The sequence below is a fragment of the Kitasatospora sp. NPDC085464 genome (assembly GCF_044541955.1).
Taxonomy (GTDB): Bacteria; Actinomycetota; Actinomycetes; order Streptomycetales; family Streptomycetaceae; genus Kitasatospora.
This window is the reverse complement of sequence record NZ_JBITTM010000013.1, coordinates 50,936-66,133: the sequence shown is the minus strand read 5'-3', so window position 1 is coordinate 66,133 and position 15,198 is coordinate 50,936. Positions and strand designations below refer to the sequence as shown.

Below are 15,198 nucleotides of genomic sequence, written 5' to 3'. Positions count from 1 at the left end.
GAGGACGTGGCTAGACCGCCACCGCCTTGGCGCGGTCGGCGGCGATGCGCACGGCGAGACCAGCCAGGACGGTGCCCATCACGTAGCGCTGGACCCGCAGCCAGGCCGGACGGTGGTTGAGGAAAGTGGCGATGCTGCCCGCGCTCATCGCGATCAGGCCGTTGACGGTGATCGCGATCGCGATCTGGGTCAGGCCCAGCAGCAGGCTCTGCAGGGCGACGTGACCCCGCTCCGGCGCCACGAACTGGGGCAGCAGCGAGATGTACATGATGGCGATCTTGGGATTGAGCAGGCAGGTCAGGAAGCCCATCGTGAAGAGTCGGCGCGGCGGGTCCGGCGGCAGCTGCTGCGGGGCGAAGACCGCCGTACCACCGGGCTTGACCGCCTTCCAGGCCAGCCAGAGCAGATAGCCGGCGCCGGCCAGCTTGATCGCGGTGTAGAGGGCGGGCACCACCGAGAACACCGCGGCCACCCCCGCCGTCACCGCGACGAGGTACACCAGGAAGCCGGCGCCGACCCCCAGCAGCGAGATCAGCCCGGCGCGACGGCCCTGCGCTATCGAGCGTGAGACCAGGTAGATCATGTTGGGCCCTGGCGACAGCACCATGCCCAGCGCCACGGCGGCGATCCCGAGCACGGCGTGGCCGTCCACGGCGGTAGTCAACGCGTCCATGGAGGGAGGCTAGGACGGGTGACCGACTCGATGCAATGATGGCTTTGCACTCGGTGCAATGTGCCCCGAGGACGGTGCGGCCCATGGGCGCGGCTGAGGGGCGCGGCTCGGGGGGCGCGGCGCTCGGGTGGGACCCGGGGGCACGGCGCACCGGTACGGCACACGGAAGGCCCGCCACCGATGGACGACTACCGCCTGATCGCCGACCGGGTCGCCACCGACATCGCCGACGGGCGGCTGCGGCCGGGACAGCAGCTGCCCACCCAGCGTGCGTTCGCCCGCAGCCGGGGCATCGCCGCCTCGACGGCCGGGCGGGTCTACCGGGAACTGGCCCGGCGCGGGCTGACCGTCGGGGAGGTCGGGCGCGGGACCTTCGTCCGGGCCGGACGGGGCGCGAACGGCGCACGGATCGCTCTCGCCGAACCCGCCGCCGGGCCCCTGGACCTGGAACTCAACTACCCCGTCGTGCCCGGACAGGCCGAGCTGCTGGCGGGCGGACTGGCGCCACTGCTCCGCGCGGACGCGCTCGGGGACGCCCTGCGGCCGATCGGCGCGGCCGGAACGGGCGCGGCCCGGCGGGCCCTCGCCGGCCTGCTCTCGACCGGCTCCTGGGAGGTCGACGCCGCGGACCTGCTGTTCGCGGGCAACGGGCGGCAGGCCATCGCGGGGGCGCTCTCCGCGCTGGTGCCGCCCGGGCAGCGACTGGGGGTGGAGGCGCTCACGTATCCGGTGGTCAAGGCGGTGGCCGAGCGGCTGGGCATCCGGCTGGTGCCGCTGGCCATGGACGAGGACGGGCTGGTGCCGGACGCCGTCGCGGCCGCCCACCGGGCCGCGCCGCTGCGCGCCGTGTACCTGCAGCCCCGGCTGCAGAACCCGCTCGGCACGAGCATGCCGCACGAGCGGGCGGCGGGGCTCGTGGAGGAGCTGCGGCGGCTCGACCTGCCGGTGGTCGAGGACGCCGTCTGGTCGTTCCTGCGGCCCGACCTGACGCCGTTGGCCGCGCTGGCGCCGGAGCGCACCGTGCTGGTGGACAGCCTCTCCAAGCGGTTGGCCCCCGGGCTGACCAGCGGGTTCGCGGCCGTCCCGGCTGCGCTGCGGGAACAGGTGGCGGGCGCGCTGCGCTCGGGTGGGTGGACGCCGAGCGGGTTCGCGCTGGAGGCGGCGGTGCGCTGGATCGGGGACGGCTCACTGGCCGCGGTCGAGGCGGCGAAGCGAGCCGACGCGGCGGCCCGGCAGCTGCTGGCGCGCGAGGCGCTGACGGGGCAGCGCCTGCGGGCCGACCCCTGCTCGTACTACCTGTGGTGGGAGTTGCCGGGGGCCTGGCGGGCGGAGGCCTTCGTCGCGGCGGCGGCACGCGCCGGGATCTCGGTCACGCCCGCGACGGCGTTCGCCGTGGATCCGCGGCGCTCACCGTCCGCCGTCAGGGTCGCGCTCGCCTCGCCGCCGCTGCCGGTCCTGGCACGGGCGCTGGAGACGCTGGCGCGGATCGCGACGGAGGGGGAGGGCGGACGGTGACGGCGTGCCGGGTTGACGGGCGACGGGCGGCGGGCGAACGACGAACAGCTGACAGATTTCATCATCTGTCAGCTGTTGCCTGTCATCTGTTACCTGCTACCCGTTACGAGCCGTCGGCTGCCGACGGTCAGCTTCCCGAGCCGTTGTGGCTCCCCCGGGCCGCCGTGTCCGCCGCGCCCCCGGCGCCGACGGCGCGCAGGCGGCTGGCGGCGGTGGCGGCGAGCTGGGGGGCGAGCCGGGCGACGTCCCGGGAGCCCACCACCGCGATCAGGCTCGGCAGCAGCCAACGGACCGGTTGCATCCCGCGCAACCAGGCCTGGGCGTAGACGTGGGCGGACCGGCGCGCGATCCCGGCGACGATCCGGTCCACCGCGGGCTCCAGCGGGTACGTCTTGTTCGCCGGCCACGGCAGCCGCGACCGCATCTGCTTCAGCACGGCGTCCTCGTCGGCCCCCCGCACCATGTCGGTGTCGGTCCAGCTCAGGTACCCGACGCCGACCTTCACCCCCTGGTAGGCGACCTCGCCGCGAAGCGAGTGGGCGAAGGCCTCCACCCCGGACTTGCTGGCGCAGTACGCGCTCATCAGCGGGGCCGGCGTCAGCGCGGCGAGCGAGGCGATCTGCAGCAGGTAGCCGTGGCTCTCGATGAGAGCCGGCAGGAATGCCCGCGCGGTGGCGACGCTGCCGAGCAGGTTCACCTCGATGACCCGGCTGAACGCCCGGTGGTCGCTGTCCGTCAGCGGTCCGCCGATGGCGATCCCGGCGTTGGCGACGACGGTGTCGATCCGCCCGTAGTGCTCCTTGATCCGGCGGGCGGTGTCGTCGAGCGCGTCGAGGTCGGTGACGTCCACGTCCCAGCTGGTCGCGTGCGGCCCGCACTGGGCGGCGACGGCCTTGAGCTCCTCCGGCTCCAGCCCCAGCAGGGCGACCTTGGCCCCGCGCCGGGCGAGCTTGCGGGCCAGCGAGGCGCCGACCCCCCGGGCTGCCCCGGTCACGACGACGACCTGCGCGGACAACGGCGGGATGGCGTTCATGCGACGGCGGTCCTCTCGTCGGTGGGGTCAACAGAAGGATCAACGGTGGAGCCGGCAGTCGCGACTGCGGCGGCTGCGGCCGGAGCGGGCGCGGTGCCGGCGAGCGCCGCGTCGGCCGACGCGGCGGCAGGCCCGGCGGCGGGCGCGCCGACCAGGTGCTCGGCGGCCATCCGATGGATCTCGCCGGCGACCTCTGCCGGGCGTTCCAGCGGCGACATGTGCCCGACTCCGGGCAGCAGCAACAGCCCCTGCGGGTCCTTGAGCCCGGCGATCATCCGGTGCGCGTGCACCGGCGGGGTCAGGCGGTCGTCGGTGCCGACCACCACCGCCGTGGGCACGGTGAGCCGGGCGAGCCCGGCACGGACGTCCAGGCGGTCGAGCACCGCGGCCCAGTTGGCGCGGACCGCGGTCGGGCAGGCGTGCACGATCCGGGCCGTCGCCTCTACCTGCCCGGCGGGCGAACCCGAGCCCATGGTCGCGTACTTGAGCGCCACCCGGCTGACCGGCGAGACCGGTCCGAGTGGCATCCGGGAGCGCAGCAGCCGCCGGTGCAGGAAGCGGCGCAGGCCCGGGGAACGCACGCCCGGGGGAAGGACGGTGAGTTCGGCCACCAAGTCGCTCGGCCCGGTGGAGATCAGGACGGCGGCGGCGGTGCGCTCGGCGACCTCGGGGCGGCCGCCGGCGGCCATGATGGTCATGCCGCCCATGCTGTGCCCGGCCAGGACGGCCCGCTCCCCCGCCGGGACGGTCCGGGCCAGCACGGCGGACAGGTCCTCGGCGAGCGCCCGGGTCGAGTAGCGGGCCCGGCTCGGCGGGACCTCGCTGTGCCCGTGGCCGCGCTGGTCGTAGGCCACCACCCGGTAGCGGTCGGAGAGTTCGCGGATCACCGGGGCCCAGAAGGCGGTCGAACAGGTCCAGCCGTGCGCCAGCACCACGGTGGGCGCGCCGGGTTGGCCGTGCACCTCGACGTGCAGCCGGATGCCGTCGGCCGAGCGGACGGTCAACTCCTCGGCAGGCGTCGGGTGTTCGTACTCGGCGGGCAGGACGGCGGCGCTCACGCGGAGACCTCCTGGACGGTGCGGGCGGCGGCCGGCGCCGCGCGCATGATCAGCTCGTACTCGCCGAGGTCCACCTTGCGGGTGGCGCGGCGGAAGGAGGCGGTGGAGCCGGGCCAGAGCACGGTGTTCCTGCCGCTCGGGTCGAGGTACCAGCTGCGGCAGCCGCCGGTGGTCCAGACGGTGCGGTCCATCCGGTGCTGCAGTTCGAGGTTCCACTGCCGCTGGGCGCGTACTGTCGGCTGCATGGCGGCGGCGCCGATCGAGCCGAGCGTCGTCAACGCGTCGATCATGTAGTTCAGTTGGGACTCGATCATGAGGATCATCGAGCTGTTGCCGAGGCCGGTGTTGGGCCCGATGACGAAGAAGAGGTTCGGAAAGCCGCGCACGGTCGAGCCGCGCAGCGCCTCCATGCCGTCCTTCCACTCCTCGGCCAGGCTGGTGCCGTCGACGCCGAACACCCGGGCCCCGATGGGCATGTCGGTGACGTGGAAGCCGGTGCCGAAGACGATGGCGTCCACCTCGTGCTCGCTGCCGTCGGCCGCGACCAGCGTGGAGCCGCGCACCTCGCGCAGGCCGGAGGCGACGACCTCGGTGTTGGCGGCGGCGAGTGCCGGGTAGTAGGTGTTGCTGAGCAGGATGCGCTTGCAGCCGATCCGGTAGTCCGGGGTGAGCTTGGCGCGCAGCGCCGGGTCCGGGACGCTCTGCGCGATGTGCCGCTCGGCGAGCTGCTGGACCATGCGCAGCAGCCCGGGGCGGCGGACGAAGGCGTCGACCTGGAGCTCACGGAGGGCGAACAGGGTGCCGCGGCGGACCTTCGCCGTGAGCGGCAGGCGGCCGTGCAGCCACTTCTCCAGCTGGGTGATCTCACGGTCGCGGCGCGGCAGGACCCAGGCCGGGGTGCGCTGGAAGACGGTCAGCTTGCCGACCTCGGGCTGGATCGACGGGATGATCTGGGCGGCGGAGGCGCCGGTGCCGACCATGGCGACGCGCTTGCCGGCCAGGTCGAAGTCGTGGTCCCAGCGGGAGGAGTGGAACACCTTGCCGGTGAAACCGCTCAGCCCGGGCAGGTCGGGGATCTGCGGGTCGGCGAGCGGTCCGGCGGCGGAGACGACGGCGTCGGCGGTCCACTGCCCGGCCGAGGTGGTGATCCGCCAGCGGGCTCCGTCGCTCTCCCAACGCGCCTCCAGCACTTCGGCGTTGAACCTCAGGTGGGGTCGGAGCCCGAAGACGGTGGCGACCTTCTCCAGGTAGGCGCGGATGTCCGGCTGACCGGAGAAGCTGCGCGGCCAGTCGGGGTTGGGGGCGAAGGAGAAGGAGTAGAGGTGCGAGGGCACGTCGCAGGCGCAACCGGGGTAGCTGTTGTCGCGCCAGGTGCCGCCGACGGAGTCCGCGCGCTCCAGCACCACGAAGTCGGTGATCCCGGCGCGGCGCAACCGGACCGCGGCGCCGAGGCCGCCGAAGCCGGAGCCGATCACCGCCACCCGGACGTGCGGTACGGCCTCCTCCGCCGCGCGGGCCCCGGTCTCGGACGACCCCTCGGCCGTACGGGGCGTGCCGGGCGTGCCGTCGACGCCGGACGCACCGGACGTGCCGGAGCGGGGGCGCTTGCTGCTGGATGCCATGCGGCCTCCTCCTGAGGGTGGGGCGGTGATCGTCGCACTCTCCCGGGGCCTGCCCCGGAACCCTTCCAACCGCGCCAGTAATCACTGGCATGATTGGCAGGGTAGCCCTTGCTGACACCGGATGGAAGAAGCGCGACGACTCCGGTTCCGGGAGCCTTCCCAGCCGACGGACCTATGCTGATCGCCGTGGACAAGGTCAGAGCTGCTGCGGGCGACAGAAAACGCCAGTACCGGGTGGAGGAACTGGCCGAAGCGGCCGGCATCACCACCCGCACCCTGCGCTTCTACCGTGAGCGCAGACTGCTCCAGGCACCCCGCAAGGAGGGCCGGATCGCCTGGTACGGCGAGGAGCACCTGGCCCGGCTGCGGATGATCGGCGAACTGCTGGAACGCGGCCACACCCTGGGCGGCATCGCCGAACTGATCGGCGCCGGCGAGAGCGGTCGGGACGTCGCGGAGCTGATCGGCCTGGAGGCGGCGATCGTCGCGCCGTGGTCGGACGAGACCCCGGTGCGCCTCGACTGGGAGGAGCTCAAGGCCGCCTTCGGCGACCAGCTCACCGAGGAGAACACCGCCGAGTCCATCGAGCAGGGCTACATCACCGTCGAGGAGGACGGGATCACCCACGTCAGCCGTCGGCTGATGGACGCCACCACCGAGCTGGTGGCGGAGGGGGTGCCGCTCTCGGCGGTGCTGGACGCCAGCCGACGCACCCGGGAGCACGTGGACGCCATCGCCGAGATCTTCATCGAGGTGGTCACCGAGCACCTGCTCAGCGCACTGGCCGCCGACACCCCGCTGCCGCCCGGCGAGGCGGTCCGGCTCACCGAGCGCATCCTGCGGGTACGACCGCTGGCCCGCACCGTGGCCGACGCCCAGTTCACCCTCGCGATGGACCGGCGGGTGCACGCCGAGTACGACGAACTCCTGCGCCAGCGGCGGGAGAACGGCTCCGAGACGTGACGATCCGCTGCGACTCCGGGCCGTGACGGGCCGCTGCGGCCCGGGGCTGTGAGAGTCCGCCGCGACCCGGGACCGTGAGGAGGCGTCGCGACTCGGGACCGTGGGGGCCGGCGCCGCCCCGGGGCGCGCCGGCGGCGCTGTACCCCCGGGGCGTGACCGGTCCGTAGCGGTTCGAGGCGTAGGCGGGTGGCCGTGCGGGCAGGGATTCCCGCGCCCAGCCCGCCCGTTGGAGGTGCCGCAATGCCCAGACCCCTCAGCCGCCGCGCCGCGCTCGGCCTCGCCGCCGGGCTCGCCCCGGGCCTGGCGTTCACCGGCTGCGGACCGAACTCCCCGTCCCCGAAGGCCGGTTCGTCCGTCGGCGGCGGCACCCGGACCGTCCGGCACGCGCGCGGCGAGAGCACCGTCCCCGCACGGGCCGAGCGGGTGGTGGCACTGGACACGGACGCCCTGGACTCGGCGGTCACCCTCGGCCTCGCCCCGGTCGGCGCCAGCACCGTGAGTGCGGGCGCGCCGTTCCCGAGCTACCTCCCCGCCGATCGGCTGGCCGGGACGAAGGCCGTCGGCACGATCGGCCAGCCCAGCCTGGAGACGATCGCGGCACTGCGGCCGGACCTCATCCTCAGCAACCAGGTCCGCGACGACAAGCGGTACGACGAACTGTCCAAGATCGCGCCGACCGTCCTCTCCAAGACCACCGGCCCGACCTGGAAGGAGAACGTCCGTCTGCATGCGGAGGCGTTGGGCCGCCAGAGCGAGGCCGCGGCGGCGGACGCCGCCTACCAGGCGAAGCTGCGGGACCTGGTCACCGCGCTGGGCGGGCCGGCCAGGGCCGGGGCCACCCGGGTCGAGATGGCCCGCTTCCTGGCGGGCGCGCCCACCAGGCTGTACCTCAACGACACCTTCGTCGGCTCGCTGTTCAAGGACCTCGGTCTCGGCCGACCCGCCAACCAGGACAAGCCCGGCTTCTCGATGGAGATCAGCCCCGAGCAGGTGGACCAGGCGGCTGCGGACGTCGTCTTCTACTCGGTGTACGGGGACGCGGCCAAGTCCGACCAGGGGAAGATCACCGAGGGCGCGCTGTGGAAGAACCTGGACGCCGTCCGCAACGGGCGGGTGTTCCGGGTGGACGACAACCTGTGGATGCTCGGCATCGGGTACACCGGGGCCGGTCTGATCCTGGACGAGATCCGCAAGGACCTGGCGCCGACGGGTGGGTGAGGGGCGGCAGGCAACAGGTACCAGGTGACAGCTGACAGCTGACAGCTGACAGATGGGTTGAAATCTGTCAGCTGTCATCCGTCAGCCGTTAGCCGTCAGCGTCGCCAGCCCGCCACCCGCGGACGGTCGAGTCCTCCCGGTGCACCGCGGCCGACCGGACTCGCTACCCCTCGTCGTCGTCCGCCGCGCCCGGCGCCAGGGCGGGGGCCGGGAAGACCCGGCGCGCCTCGCCGCCGGACCACCAGACGCCGATCGCGAAGACGGCCGTCGCCTCCAGCAGCCCGGCCCGGTCGAGGCCCCCGCAGGGCACGGGAACGCAGTCCATCGAGGCCACCAGACCGGCGACCAGTGCGGCGGCGACCGGGTCGTCGGCGCAGTACGGGACCCCGAGCGGCGCGCCGCCCTCGAAGGCCGGCCGCGGCAGGGTCCAGATGCTCTCGTGGCAGATCCCGAACACCTTGGCCACCCGGGCCGCCGGAGCCGCGGCGGCGAGCCGCACCGCGACGGAGTGCGCGGTGCCCGTCGTGGTCAGGCGAGGGCCGTCCGCTCCCGGAGCCATCGGCACGGTGCAGTCCAGGAGGGTCCGCCCGACCAGGTCGGCCGCCAGCGATCCGACCACCGGCACCGCCGCATCGGCCGGCACCGCCACCAGGACGGCCTCGCCGAACCTCGCCGCCCGCGCCAGGTCGCCACCCTCCGACGCGCCCGTCTCGGCGGCCAGTCGGCGAGCCGCCCCCGGGTCGCGCCCTCCCACCACCACCTCGTGCCCGGCTCGCACCCAGGCCCCGCCGAGGGCCGCCGCCATGGCGCCCGTTCCGAGAATGCCGATCCTCATGTCCACTCCTCACCGTCGTCGCCCGACCGGGGTCGGCGCGAACTGCTGTGCCCGGCACGCTAGGCGGGCCGATGCACACCACCCGGTAGGCATCGGCCCGGGCAGGATGGCCGTATGGACACCACGGGCCGGCGCAGCGAGGACGGCATGAATAGCAACGACGGCAACGACGGCAACGACGGCAACAGCCGCGACGACGGCGACGACCTGGGCGGTGCCGTCTTCGCCGCCGACTGCCGTGCCCGGCTGGCCTTCGAGGTGATCGCCAACCGCTGGGACAGCGTGGTCGTCCACGTCCTCGGCGAGCGGGGTCCGATGCGCCCGCGGGCGCTGCTCGACCGGATCGGCGGGGTCAGCCCGAAGGTGCTCAACGAGGCACTGCGGCGGCTGGAGTACAACGGCCTGGTGGAGCACCGCCGTTACGCCGAGGCGCCGCCGCGGGTCGACTACGCCCTCACGGTGGCGGGCACGGCCCTGCTCGCCCCGATCCGCGCACTCGGCGCCTGGGCCGCCGAACACGGCGACGCCGTCCTCGCCGCCCAGGAGTCGCACGACGCGCGCCGCAGCCGACGCAGCCAGAGCAGCTGACGTGGCGTCATATCGCGTGCATGCGGCGGGGGCGACGGTGGTCCGCACACCGTCGCCCCGCCGCCTACGCCCCCTCCGGCCGGCACCCACGGCCCGGCGGGGCCTCGCTCGGACGCGTCCCCGGGTCCGGGCCGGGCGGCTCGGACCCGGGGACGGCTCGCTCTCCCCGGCTCAGTTGACGTTGACCGCGGTCCAGGTGGCGGCGACCGCGTTGTACTCCGTGCCGCCCGAGCCGTACAGGTCCGCAGCCGCGCTGAGGGTGGCCGCACGGGCGCCCGCGTAGTCGGTGGTGGAGGTGAAGTACGTGGTCAGCGCGCGGTACCAGATCTGCGCCGCCTTGTCCCGGCCGATGCCGGCGAGCGTCGAGTTGTCGTACGTCGGGCTGTTGTAGTCGAACCCGTTGATGCTCTTCGCGCCGCTGCCCTCGGCCAGCAGGTAGAAGAAGTGGTTCGCCACGCCGGACGAGAAGTGGACATCCAGGTTGCCGACGTTGGCGTCCCAGTAGTCGGCGGACTGGCCGTCCTTGCTCGGCTGGTCCATGTAGCGCAGCGGGCTGCCGTTGCCGTTCAGGTTGATCAGTTCGCCGATCCAGTAGTTCGGCGGGTTGGAGGGCAGGTTGGCGGACCACTCGACCATCGTGCCCATGATGTCCGAGGTGGCCTCGTTGAGGCCGCCGGACTCGCCGTCGTAGTTGAGGTTGGCGGTCGCGGCGGTCACGCCGTGGGTCATCTCGTGGCCGGCCACGTCGATCTCGGTGAGCGGGGCGGCGTCACCGCTGCCGTCGCCGTACGACATGCAGAAGCAGTCGTCGCTCCAGAACGCGTTGACGTAGTCGGAGCCGTAGTGCACCCGGCTGAGGGCGCCGACGCCGTCGTTGCGGATGCCGTTGCGGCCGAAGGCGTTCTTGTAGAAGTCCCAGGTGGTGGCGGCACCGAACTGGGCGTCCACGGCGGCGGATTCGCGGTTGCCGGCGGTGCCGTCACCGAAGCTGTTGCCGGCGTTGGCGAACAGCGAGCCGCTGCCCGAGGTGCCGTTGCTCATGTCGGTGGTGGACTGGCCTCCGCGGGTGTCGTCCTTGAGCTGGTACTGACCGCCGCTCTGCGCGGTGGTCAGCGGGACCTGGCCGACGAAGACGCCCTTGCCGGTACCGGCGGCGGTCTGCACCTTCTCGTGGGTGGAGAGCACCCGGCCGCTGGCGGCGTCGGTGACCAGGACCTGGCTGCTCGGGGTGCCGTCGGCGCGCACGCCCTCGACGGTGGTGCGGTAGGCGAGGCGGGGGCTGCCGTCGGTGGCCCAGACGACCAGCTGGGGCGTGCCCGTCTGGTGGACGTCGGCGAGCGGGGACTGGTCGGCGTCGAGGGTCACCCCGACGGTGGCCTTGACCGCGCCGGTGGCCTGCGCGGCGGCCTGGTCGGCCGGGACCGCCGGAGTCACGCTCGGCAGGTCGATCCGGGCGGAGACCGCCTTGGAGACCGACTTCACGGCACCGTCGGCCTTCTGGTGGACGACCAGGTCGCCGCCGATCACCGGCAGGTCGGCGTAGGTGCGCTCGAAGCGCAGGTGGCGGGTGCCGTCCTTGTCCAACACGGCGTCCTTGGCGACCAGTTGCTCCTTGGCGCCCAGGCCGAGCGCCTTGGCGAGCGGGCCGGACTGGCCGCTCGCCACCGCGAGCACGGTGGCGTGCTGCCGGGCGGCCTGGGCCGGCGACGAGTCGACGGGGGCGGCCTGGGCGGCGGTGCTCACCTGGATCACACCGGTCAGGAGGGCGGTGGCCGAGAGTACGGCGACAGCCGCGAGCTTTCGCTTCACGTACGAGTCCTTCCGGGATACCGCGTCTGGGCGCGGTCGCACCTCGTCCCGGGGGCCGGGGTCGGCACCTGTGGGGCGGAACGGGCGCTGACGTGCTGAGATCCCGTGCAGTCGGGCGGCTCGCCACCAAGGGGTGGGGGTGGGGCTGCCGCCGGGGGATGAACAGAAGCATGACAATCCATCAGGAGAAATGACAGGTTCGCTTCAGGGGTTGGCCAGGTCCCGCCATGCCGTGAAGAGTGTGGAGTCGACGGCCGGACCGGGACGGTTCACCGCAACACGCGTGCCGTTCCCGTACGAACCATGTCCGACCGCCAGCGCCGACGGCCGCCCGCCCGCCGGAGCAGTGGCCGGCGGGCGGATCCGGTCGACCGGCAATCGACTTTTACATCTGTGTAGAAGATTCCACACGCCCCTCGGCTCCGGACTGGCGAGGTTCCGCCATTCCCTCGCCCTTGCCCGGATCACCGGGGGCTGCTACTGATCCTCGAACAGTCGCCGCTACTGGAGGCGCCGCTACTGGAGGCGCCACTCCTGCGCGGTGTTGCCGGGGGTGCAGGCCACCATGGTGATCGCGTTGCCCACGCCGTTGTCGGTCATGCAGACCGAGTTCATGTAGTCGGCCAGCGTGTACGAGCCCGGGGTGGAGCCGTTGCGGACGGTCCAGTTGGTGAGGAAGCTGAACCCGTTGCTCAACACGACCCTCCCGTCCGTGGTCTGGACGAGCTGCGGGCCGCCGTTGTTGCAGGCGTTGAACAGGATCCACGAACCGGGGTTGGTCGAGCGCACCCAGCCGTACTGCGCGGCGCCGCCGAGCACGAGCGGGTTGTCGCCGTTCAGGTTGTCGTTGCGCATCCCGATCGGCCGCTCGTGCTTCACGCTGACGATGGTGCTCCAGCTGTTGCCGCCGCAGGACGCGGGGCGGCTCGGGCTCTGCGGCGGCGCCGCGGTGGTGCCGCCGCCCGAGGTCTGGGCCGGCGGCTGCGGGTTCTGATTGGCGGGCGGGGCGGGCGGGTTGCCGCCTGCGGCACCGCCCGGCTGGTTCGCCTGGCCGCCGGCGACCCCCGACCCGGAGCCGGACCCTGCCCCGGACCCGCCCGAGGACGCGCCACCGGAGGACGCACCCGCACCGCCGGTCCGGCTACCGCCCGACGCACCACCGCCACCGGCCTGACCCGGAGCCGGAACGGGGGCCTGCTGCTGGTCGGCGGTACCGGGGGCCGGCTGGTCCGGGTTCGGGGCGGCCGTCGGGGCGTCGGTCGGCGGCGGGGTGGCGGGCGCGGTGCCGGTCGCCGCGGCCGGGGTGCCGGTGACCGGGTTCGCGGGGACGGTGACCACGACGGTCGGCTGGGCGGCGGGCGGCACGGTGGCGTCGGAGCCGCCGGGACTGCGGTCGATCAGCAGGGCGGTGGCGGTGCCCGCCGAGATGATGACGGGGATGATCACGGGCACCAACAGGGTCCGGCGGGACCTTCGCCGGCCGGGCTCGGTCTGCGCCTCGGGCTGCGGCTGCGGCTGCGGCTGCACCTTCGCGACCTCGGCAGGCGCGGGGGTGTCACCCGCGGCGGGAACCACCACGGCCCCGGGCTCGGCCTCGCCCGCCTCGGATCCGCCTGCCGCGGGTCCACCCGGCCCGGATCCGCCCGCAGCGGGTTCCGTTGACCCGGCCTCAGCCTTCGCCGCCGGACCCGCGCCGGGCCGGAGGGCGATCGTCCGGCTGTCGGCCGACGCAGGCCCCTTCCCGGTCGCACCGCCCTCGCCGTCCTCGGCACCGTCGCCGCCGAGTGCCGCGCGCACCGCCGCCGCCATCTCGGCGGCGTCCGCGAACCGCTCCTCGGGCTTCTTGGCCAGCGCCCTGGCGACCAGCGCCCGGACCGCCGCCGGGAAGGCCTCCGGCAGCTCCGGCACGGGTTGGTTGACGTGCTTGAGCGCGATCTGCAGCGGCCCGTCCCCGGAGTACGGCGGCGCGCCGACCAGCAGTTCGTAGCAGACCACGCCGATCGAGTAGAGGTCGGTGGCCGGCCCCAGGGACGATCCCTCGGCCTGCTCCGGGGACATGTAGAGCGCGGTGCCGATGATCGCGAACGGGGCGGTGAGCTTGGTGCTGGCGATCGCCCGGGCGATGCCGAAGTCGGTGATGGCGACCCGGCCGTCGGTGCGCAGCATGAGGTTGGACGGCTTGATGTCCCGGTGCACGATGTCCTGCTGGTGCGCGGCGTGCAGCGCGTCCAGGGCGCCGGCCACCAGGTCGAGCGCGCGCTCGACGGTCATCGGGCCGGTGTCCGCCAGCACCCGGTCCAGCGGGCGGCCGTCGATCAGCTCCATGACGATGTAGGCGCAGCGTTCGTCACCGTCCGCGCCGCTCTCGCCGTAGTCGTGGACGTCGACGACGCCCGGGTGGTCGATCGCGGCGACCAGCTGGGCCTCCCGGCGGAAGCGCTGGGTGGCGGTGCTGTCCTCGAACAGCTCCGAGCGCAGGATCTTGACCGCCACCCGTCGCGCCAGCACGGTGTCCTCGGCCCGCCAGACCGAGCCCATCGCGCCCCCGCCGATCCGCTCGACCAGCCTGTACCGCCCGCCGAGCACGGTGCCCACCCCGCTCATGCCGCTGTCCCCCCGTGTGTCGTGACCCGCCCCGCCGGGTCGTCGGCACACAGTGTGCCAGAGCGTGTCGTGTCCTCAGCAGAGCTGATGCGGGCAGGAATTGAGCACGGCTGTCGCCGGTCCGTCAGGCCTTCCGGATGGACCGGGCGTGATCGGACACCTCCAGGACGGCGGCGATGACCGCCCTGGGGCGGTCGGCGTGGACGGCGTGGCCGGACTCGCGCACCACGATGTGCGTCCCCCTGGTGGCGCGGGACGCGATCTGCGACTGCACGGCGGTCCACCGGGAGCGCATCCTCCCCGGCAGCCCCTCGGTCGCGTTCAACACGGCCACCGGCACCTCGGGCAGTCGCGCGGAGGCGCGGCGCCGCCGGATCTCCGGGACGACGACGGTGGTCAGCCGGTTCTCGGCGAGGACGGTCCACCGCTGGTGGTGGTGCGCGACCACGGCCGCCTCGGCACAGACGAGCGGATCCGCCGATCCGTGCGACGAGTTCACCGGTGCCGCACCCGCCAGTGCCGCACGGAGCATCCCCAGCCGGTTCAGCGCGGATTCGGCGACGCGGACGGCCGGCGGCTGGAACTCCTCGTGCGCCGGATCCACCAGCACCAGCCCGGCCACCAGCTCCGGTCGCTGCCAGGCCAGGAGTTGGGCCAGTTGGCCGCCCCAGCTGTGGCCGACCAGGACCACTGGACCGGCGTCCAGGTGGCGCACCAGCGCTGCGAGGTCCGCGAGTTGACCGTCCAGCGTCGGTGTCACGATCCCGGACCGGCCGCTGCTGCGGCAGGGGTCGCTGGCACCGATCCCGGCCCGGTCGTACGCCACCACCCGCCTGTGCCGGGCGAGTTCGGGCAGGACGGGCGCCCAGGTGAGCGACGAGGTGCCGCAGCCCGCGATCAGGACCACCGGGACACCGGCCCCCTGCCCGGCCTCCACCCAGCGCAACGCCCGTCCTTCGCAGTCGAGTTCGCCCGGCTGCACCCTGCCGGGCGTGCATGCGGCGAATGCCCGCACGATGGCTTCCTGGACGCCGCGCAGGCCCGTCCCCCCGGCTCGCGTCCCCCGCTTGCCCTGCATGCTGTGCACGTACGGCCCCCCTGGATCCGTCACTCGGCCCCGTTCCCCCGATGCCCGCGTCTGCTCCCCCGACACCCGCGCAACCCGGCCCGACTTGTCGTCAGGTACCCGACGTTGTCCGGCCGGTGACTCCGGTGTCCGAACTCCGCCCGTCCGGACCGTGAACCGCAAACCAACAGATCGGGCGCGGACCGCGCCGCCG

12 protein-coding genes are annotated in these 15,198 nt (G+C 73.7%); 4 read left to right on the top strand and 8 right to left on the bottom strand.

Annotated features, from left to right (window positions below):
• Positions 1-10 precede the first annotated feature (10 nt).
• A complete protein-coding gene (locus tag ACIGG8_RS13735) occupies positions 11-673 on the bottom strand; it encodes a LysE family translocator (protein WP_396547850.1) in 663 nt (220 codons plus the stop codon).
• Between the two features lie 180 nt (positions 674-853).
• Here ACIGG8_RS13735 and ACIGG8_RS13730 point away from each other — a divergent pair, with 180 nt between their 5' ends.
• Entirely contained in the window at positions 854-2,188 is a 1,335-nt protein-coding gene (locus tag ACIGG8_RS13730; RefSeq protein WP_396547848.1) for a PLP-dependent aminotransferase family protein, read from the top strand.
• Positions 2,189-2,315: 127 nt separating this feature from the next.
• Here the strand turns inward: ACIGG8_RS13730 and ACIGG8_RS13725 are convergent, their stop codons facing one another.
• Genes ACIGG8_RS13725 through ACIGG8_RS13715 form a run of 3 tightly spaced genes read right to left on the bottom strand, consistent with a single transcriptional unit; the run spans position 2,316 to position 5,901 of the window.
• On the bottom strand, positions 2,316-3,221 hold the full coding sequence (locus ACIGG8_RS13725) for an SDR family oxidoreductase (RefSeq protein WP_396547846.1): 906 nt from the start codon (positions 3,219-3,221) through the stop codon (positions 2,316-2,318).
• Complete coding sequence (locus ACIGG8_RS13720) at positions 3,218-4,279, bottom strand: alpha/beta fold hydrolase (protein WP_396547844.1); 1,062 nt, start codon at positions 4,277-4,279, stop codon at positions 3,218-3,220. Before ACIGG8_RS13720 ends, ACIGG8_RS13725 begins: the two co-directional genes overlap by 4 nt.
• Entirely contained in the window at positions 4,276-5,901 is a 1,626-nt protein-coding gene (locus ACIGG8_RS13715; RefSeq protein ID WP_396547842.1) for a flavin-containing monooxygenase, read from the bottom strand. Before ACIGG8_RS13715 ends, ACIGG8_RS13720 begins: the two co-directional genes overlap by 4 nt.
• Positions 5,902-6,075: 174 nt before the next feature.
• Between ACIGG8_RS13715 and ACIGG8_RS13710 the strand changes: the two genes are divergently transcribed.
• Both ACIGG8_RS13710 and ACIGG8_RS13705 read left to right on the top strand, forming a co-directional pair.
• The gene (locus tag ACIGG8_RS13710) at positions 6,076-6,864 is read left to right on the top strand and encodes a MerR family transcriptional regulator (protein WP_396547840.1); all 789 of its coding nucleotides are present in this window, start codon (positions 6,076-6,078) and stop codon (positions 6,862-6,864) included.
• 240 nt (positions 6,865-7,104) lie between these two features.
• A complete protein-coding gene (locus tag ACIGG8_RS13705; protein ID WP_396547839.1) occupies positions 7,105-8,082 on the top strand; it encodes an ABC transporter substrate-binding protein in 978 nt (325 codons plus the stop codon).
• 163 nt (positions 8,083-8,245) lie between these two features.
• On the opposite strand, the gene ACIGG8_RS13700 is transcribed toward ACIGG8_RS13705, so the two are convergent.
• A complete protein-coding gene (locus ACIGG8_RS13700; protein WP_396547837.1) occupies positions 8,246-8,917 on the bottom strand; it encodes an NADPH-dependent F420 reductase in 672 nt (223 codons plus the stop codon).
• A gap of 114 nt (positions 8,918-9,031) precedes the next feature.
• Here ACIGG8_RS13700 and ACIGG8_RS13695 point away from each other — a divergent pair, with 114 nt between their 5' ends.
• On the top strand, positions 9,032-9,505 hold the full coding sequence (locus ACIGG8_RS13695) for a winged helix-turn-helix transcriptional regulator (protein WP_396547835.1): 474 nt from the start codon (positions 9,032-9,034) through the stop codon (positions 9,503-9,505).
• Positions 9,506-9,676: 171 nt separating this feature from the next.
• On the opposite strand, the gene ACIGG8_RS13690 is transcribed toward ACIGG8_RS13695, so the two are convergent.
• The 3 genes from ACIGG8_RS13690 to ACIGG8_RS13680 all read right to left on the bottom strand — a co-directional run bounded on the left by ACIGG8_RS13690 (position 9,677) and on the right by ACIGG8_RS13680 (position 14,996).
• Positions 9,677-11,314, bottom strand: a complete 1,638-nt coding sequence (locus tag ACIGG8_RS13690) for a M4 family metallopeptidase (RefSeq protein ID WP_396547833.1) — start codon at positions 11,312-11,314, stop codon at positions 9,677-9,679.
• Positions 11,315-11,830: 516 nt separating this feature from the next.
• The gene (locus ACIGG8_RS13685; protein WP_396547831.1) at positions 11,831-13,918 is read right to left on the bottom strand and encodes a protein kinase; all 2,088 of its coding nucleotides are present in this window, start codon (positions 13,916-13,918) and stop codon (positions 11,831-11,833) included.
• Positions 13,919-14,042: 124 nt separating this feature from the next.
• Positions 14,043-14,996 carry an alpha/beta fold hydrolase gene (locus tag ACIGG8_RS13680; protein ID WP_396548010.1) on the bottom strand — a complete coding sequence of 318 codons (954 nt, stop codon included), beginning with the start codon at positions 14,994-14,996 and terminating at the stop codon, positions 14,043-14,045.
• Positions 14,997-15,198: the final 202 nt, after the last annotated feature.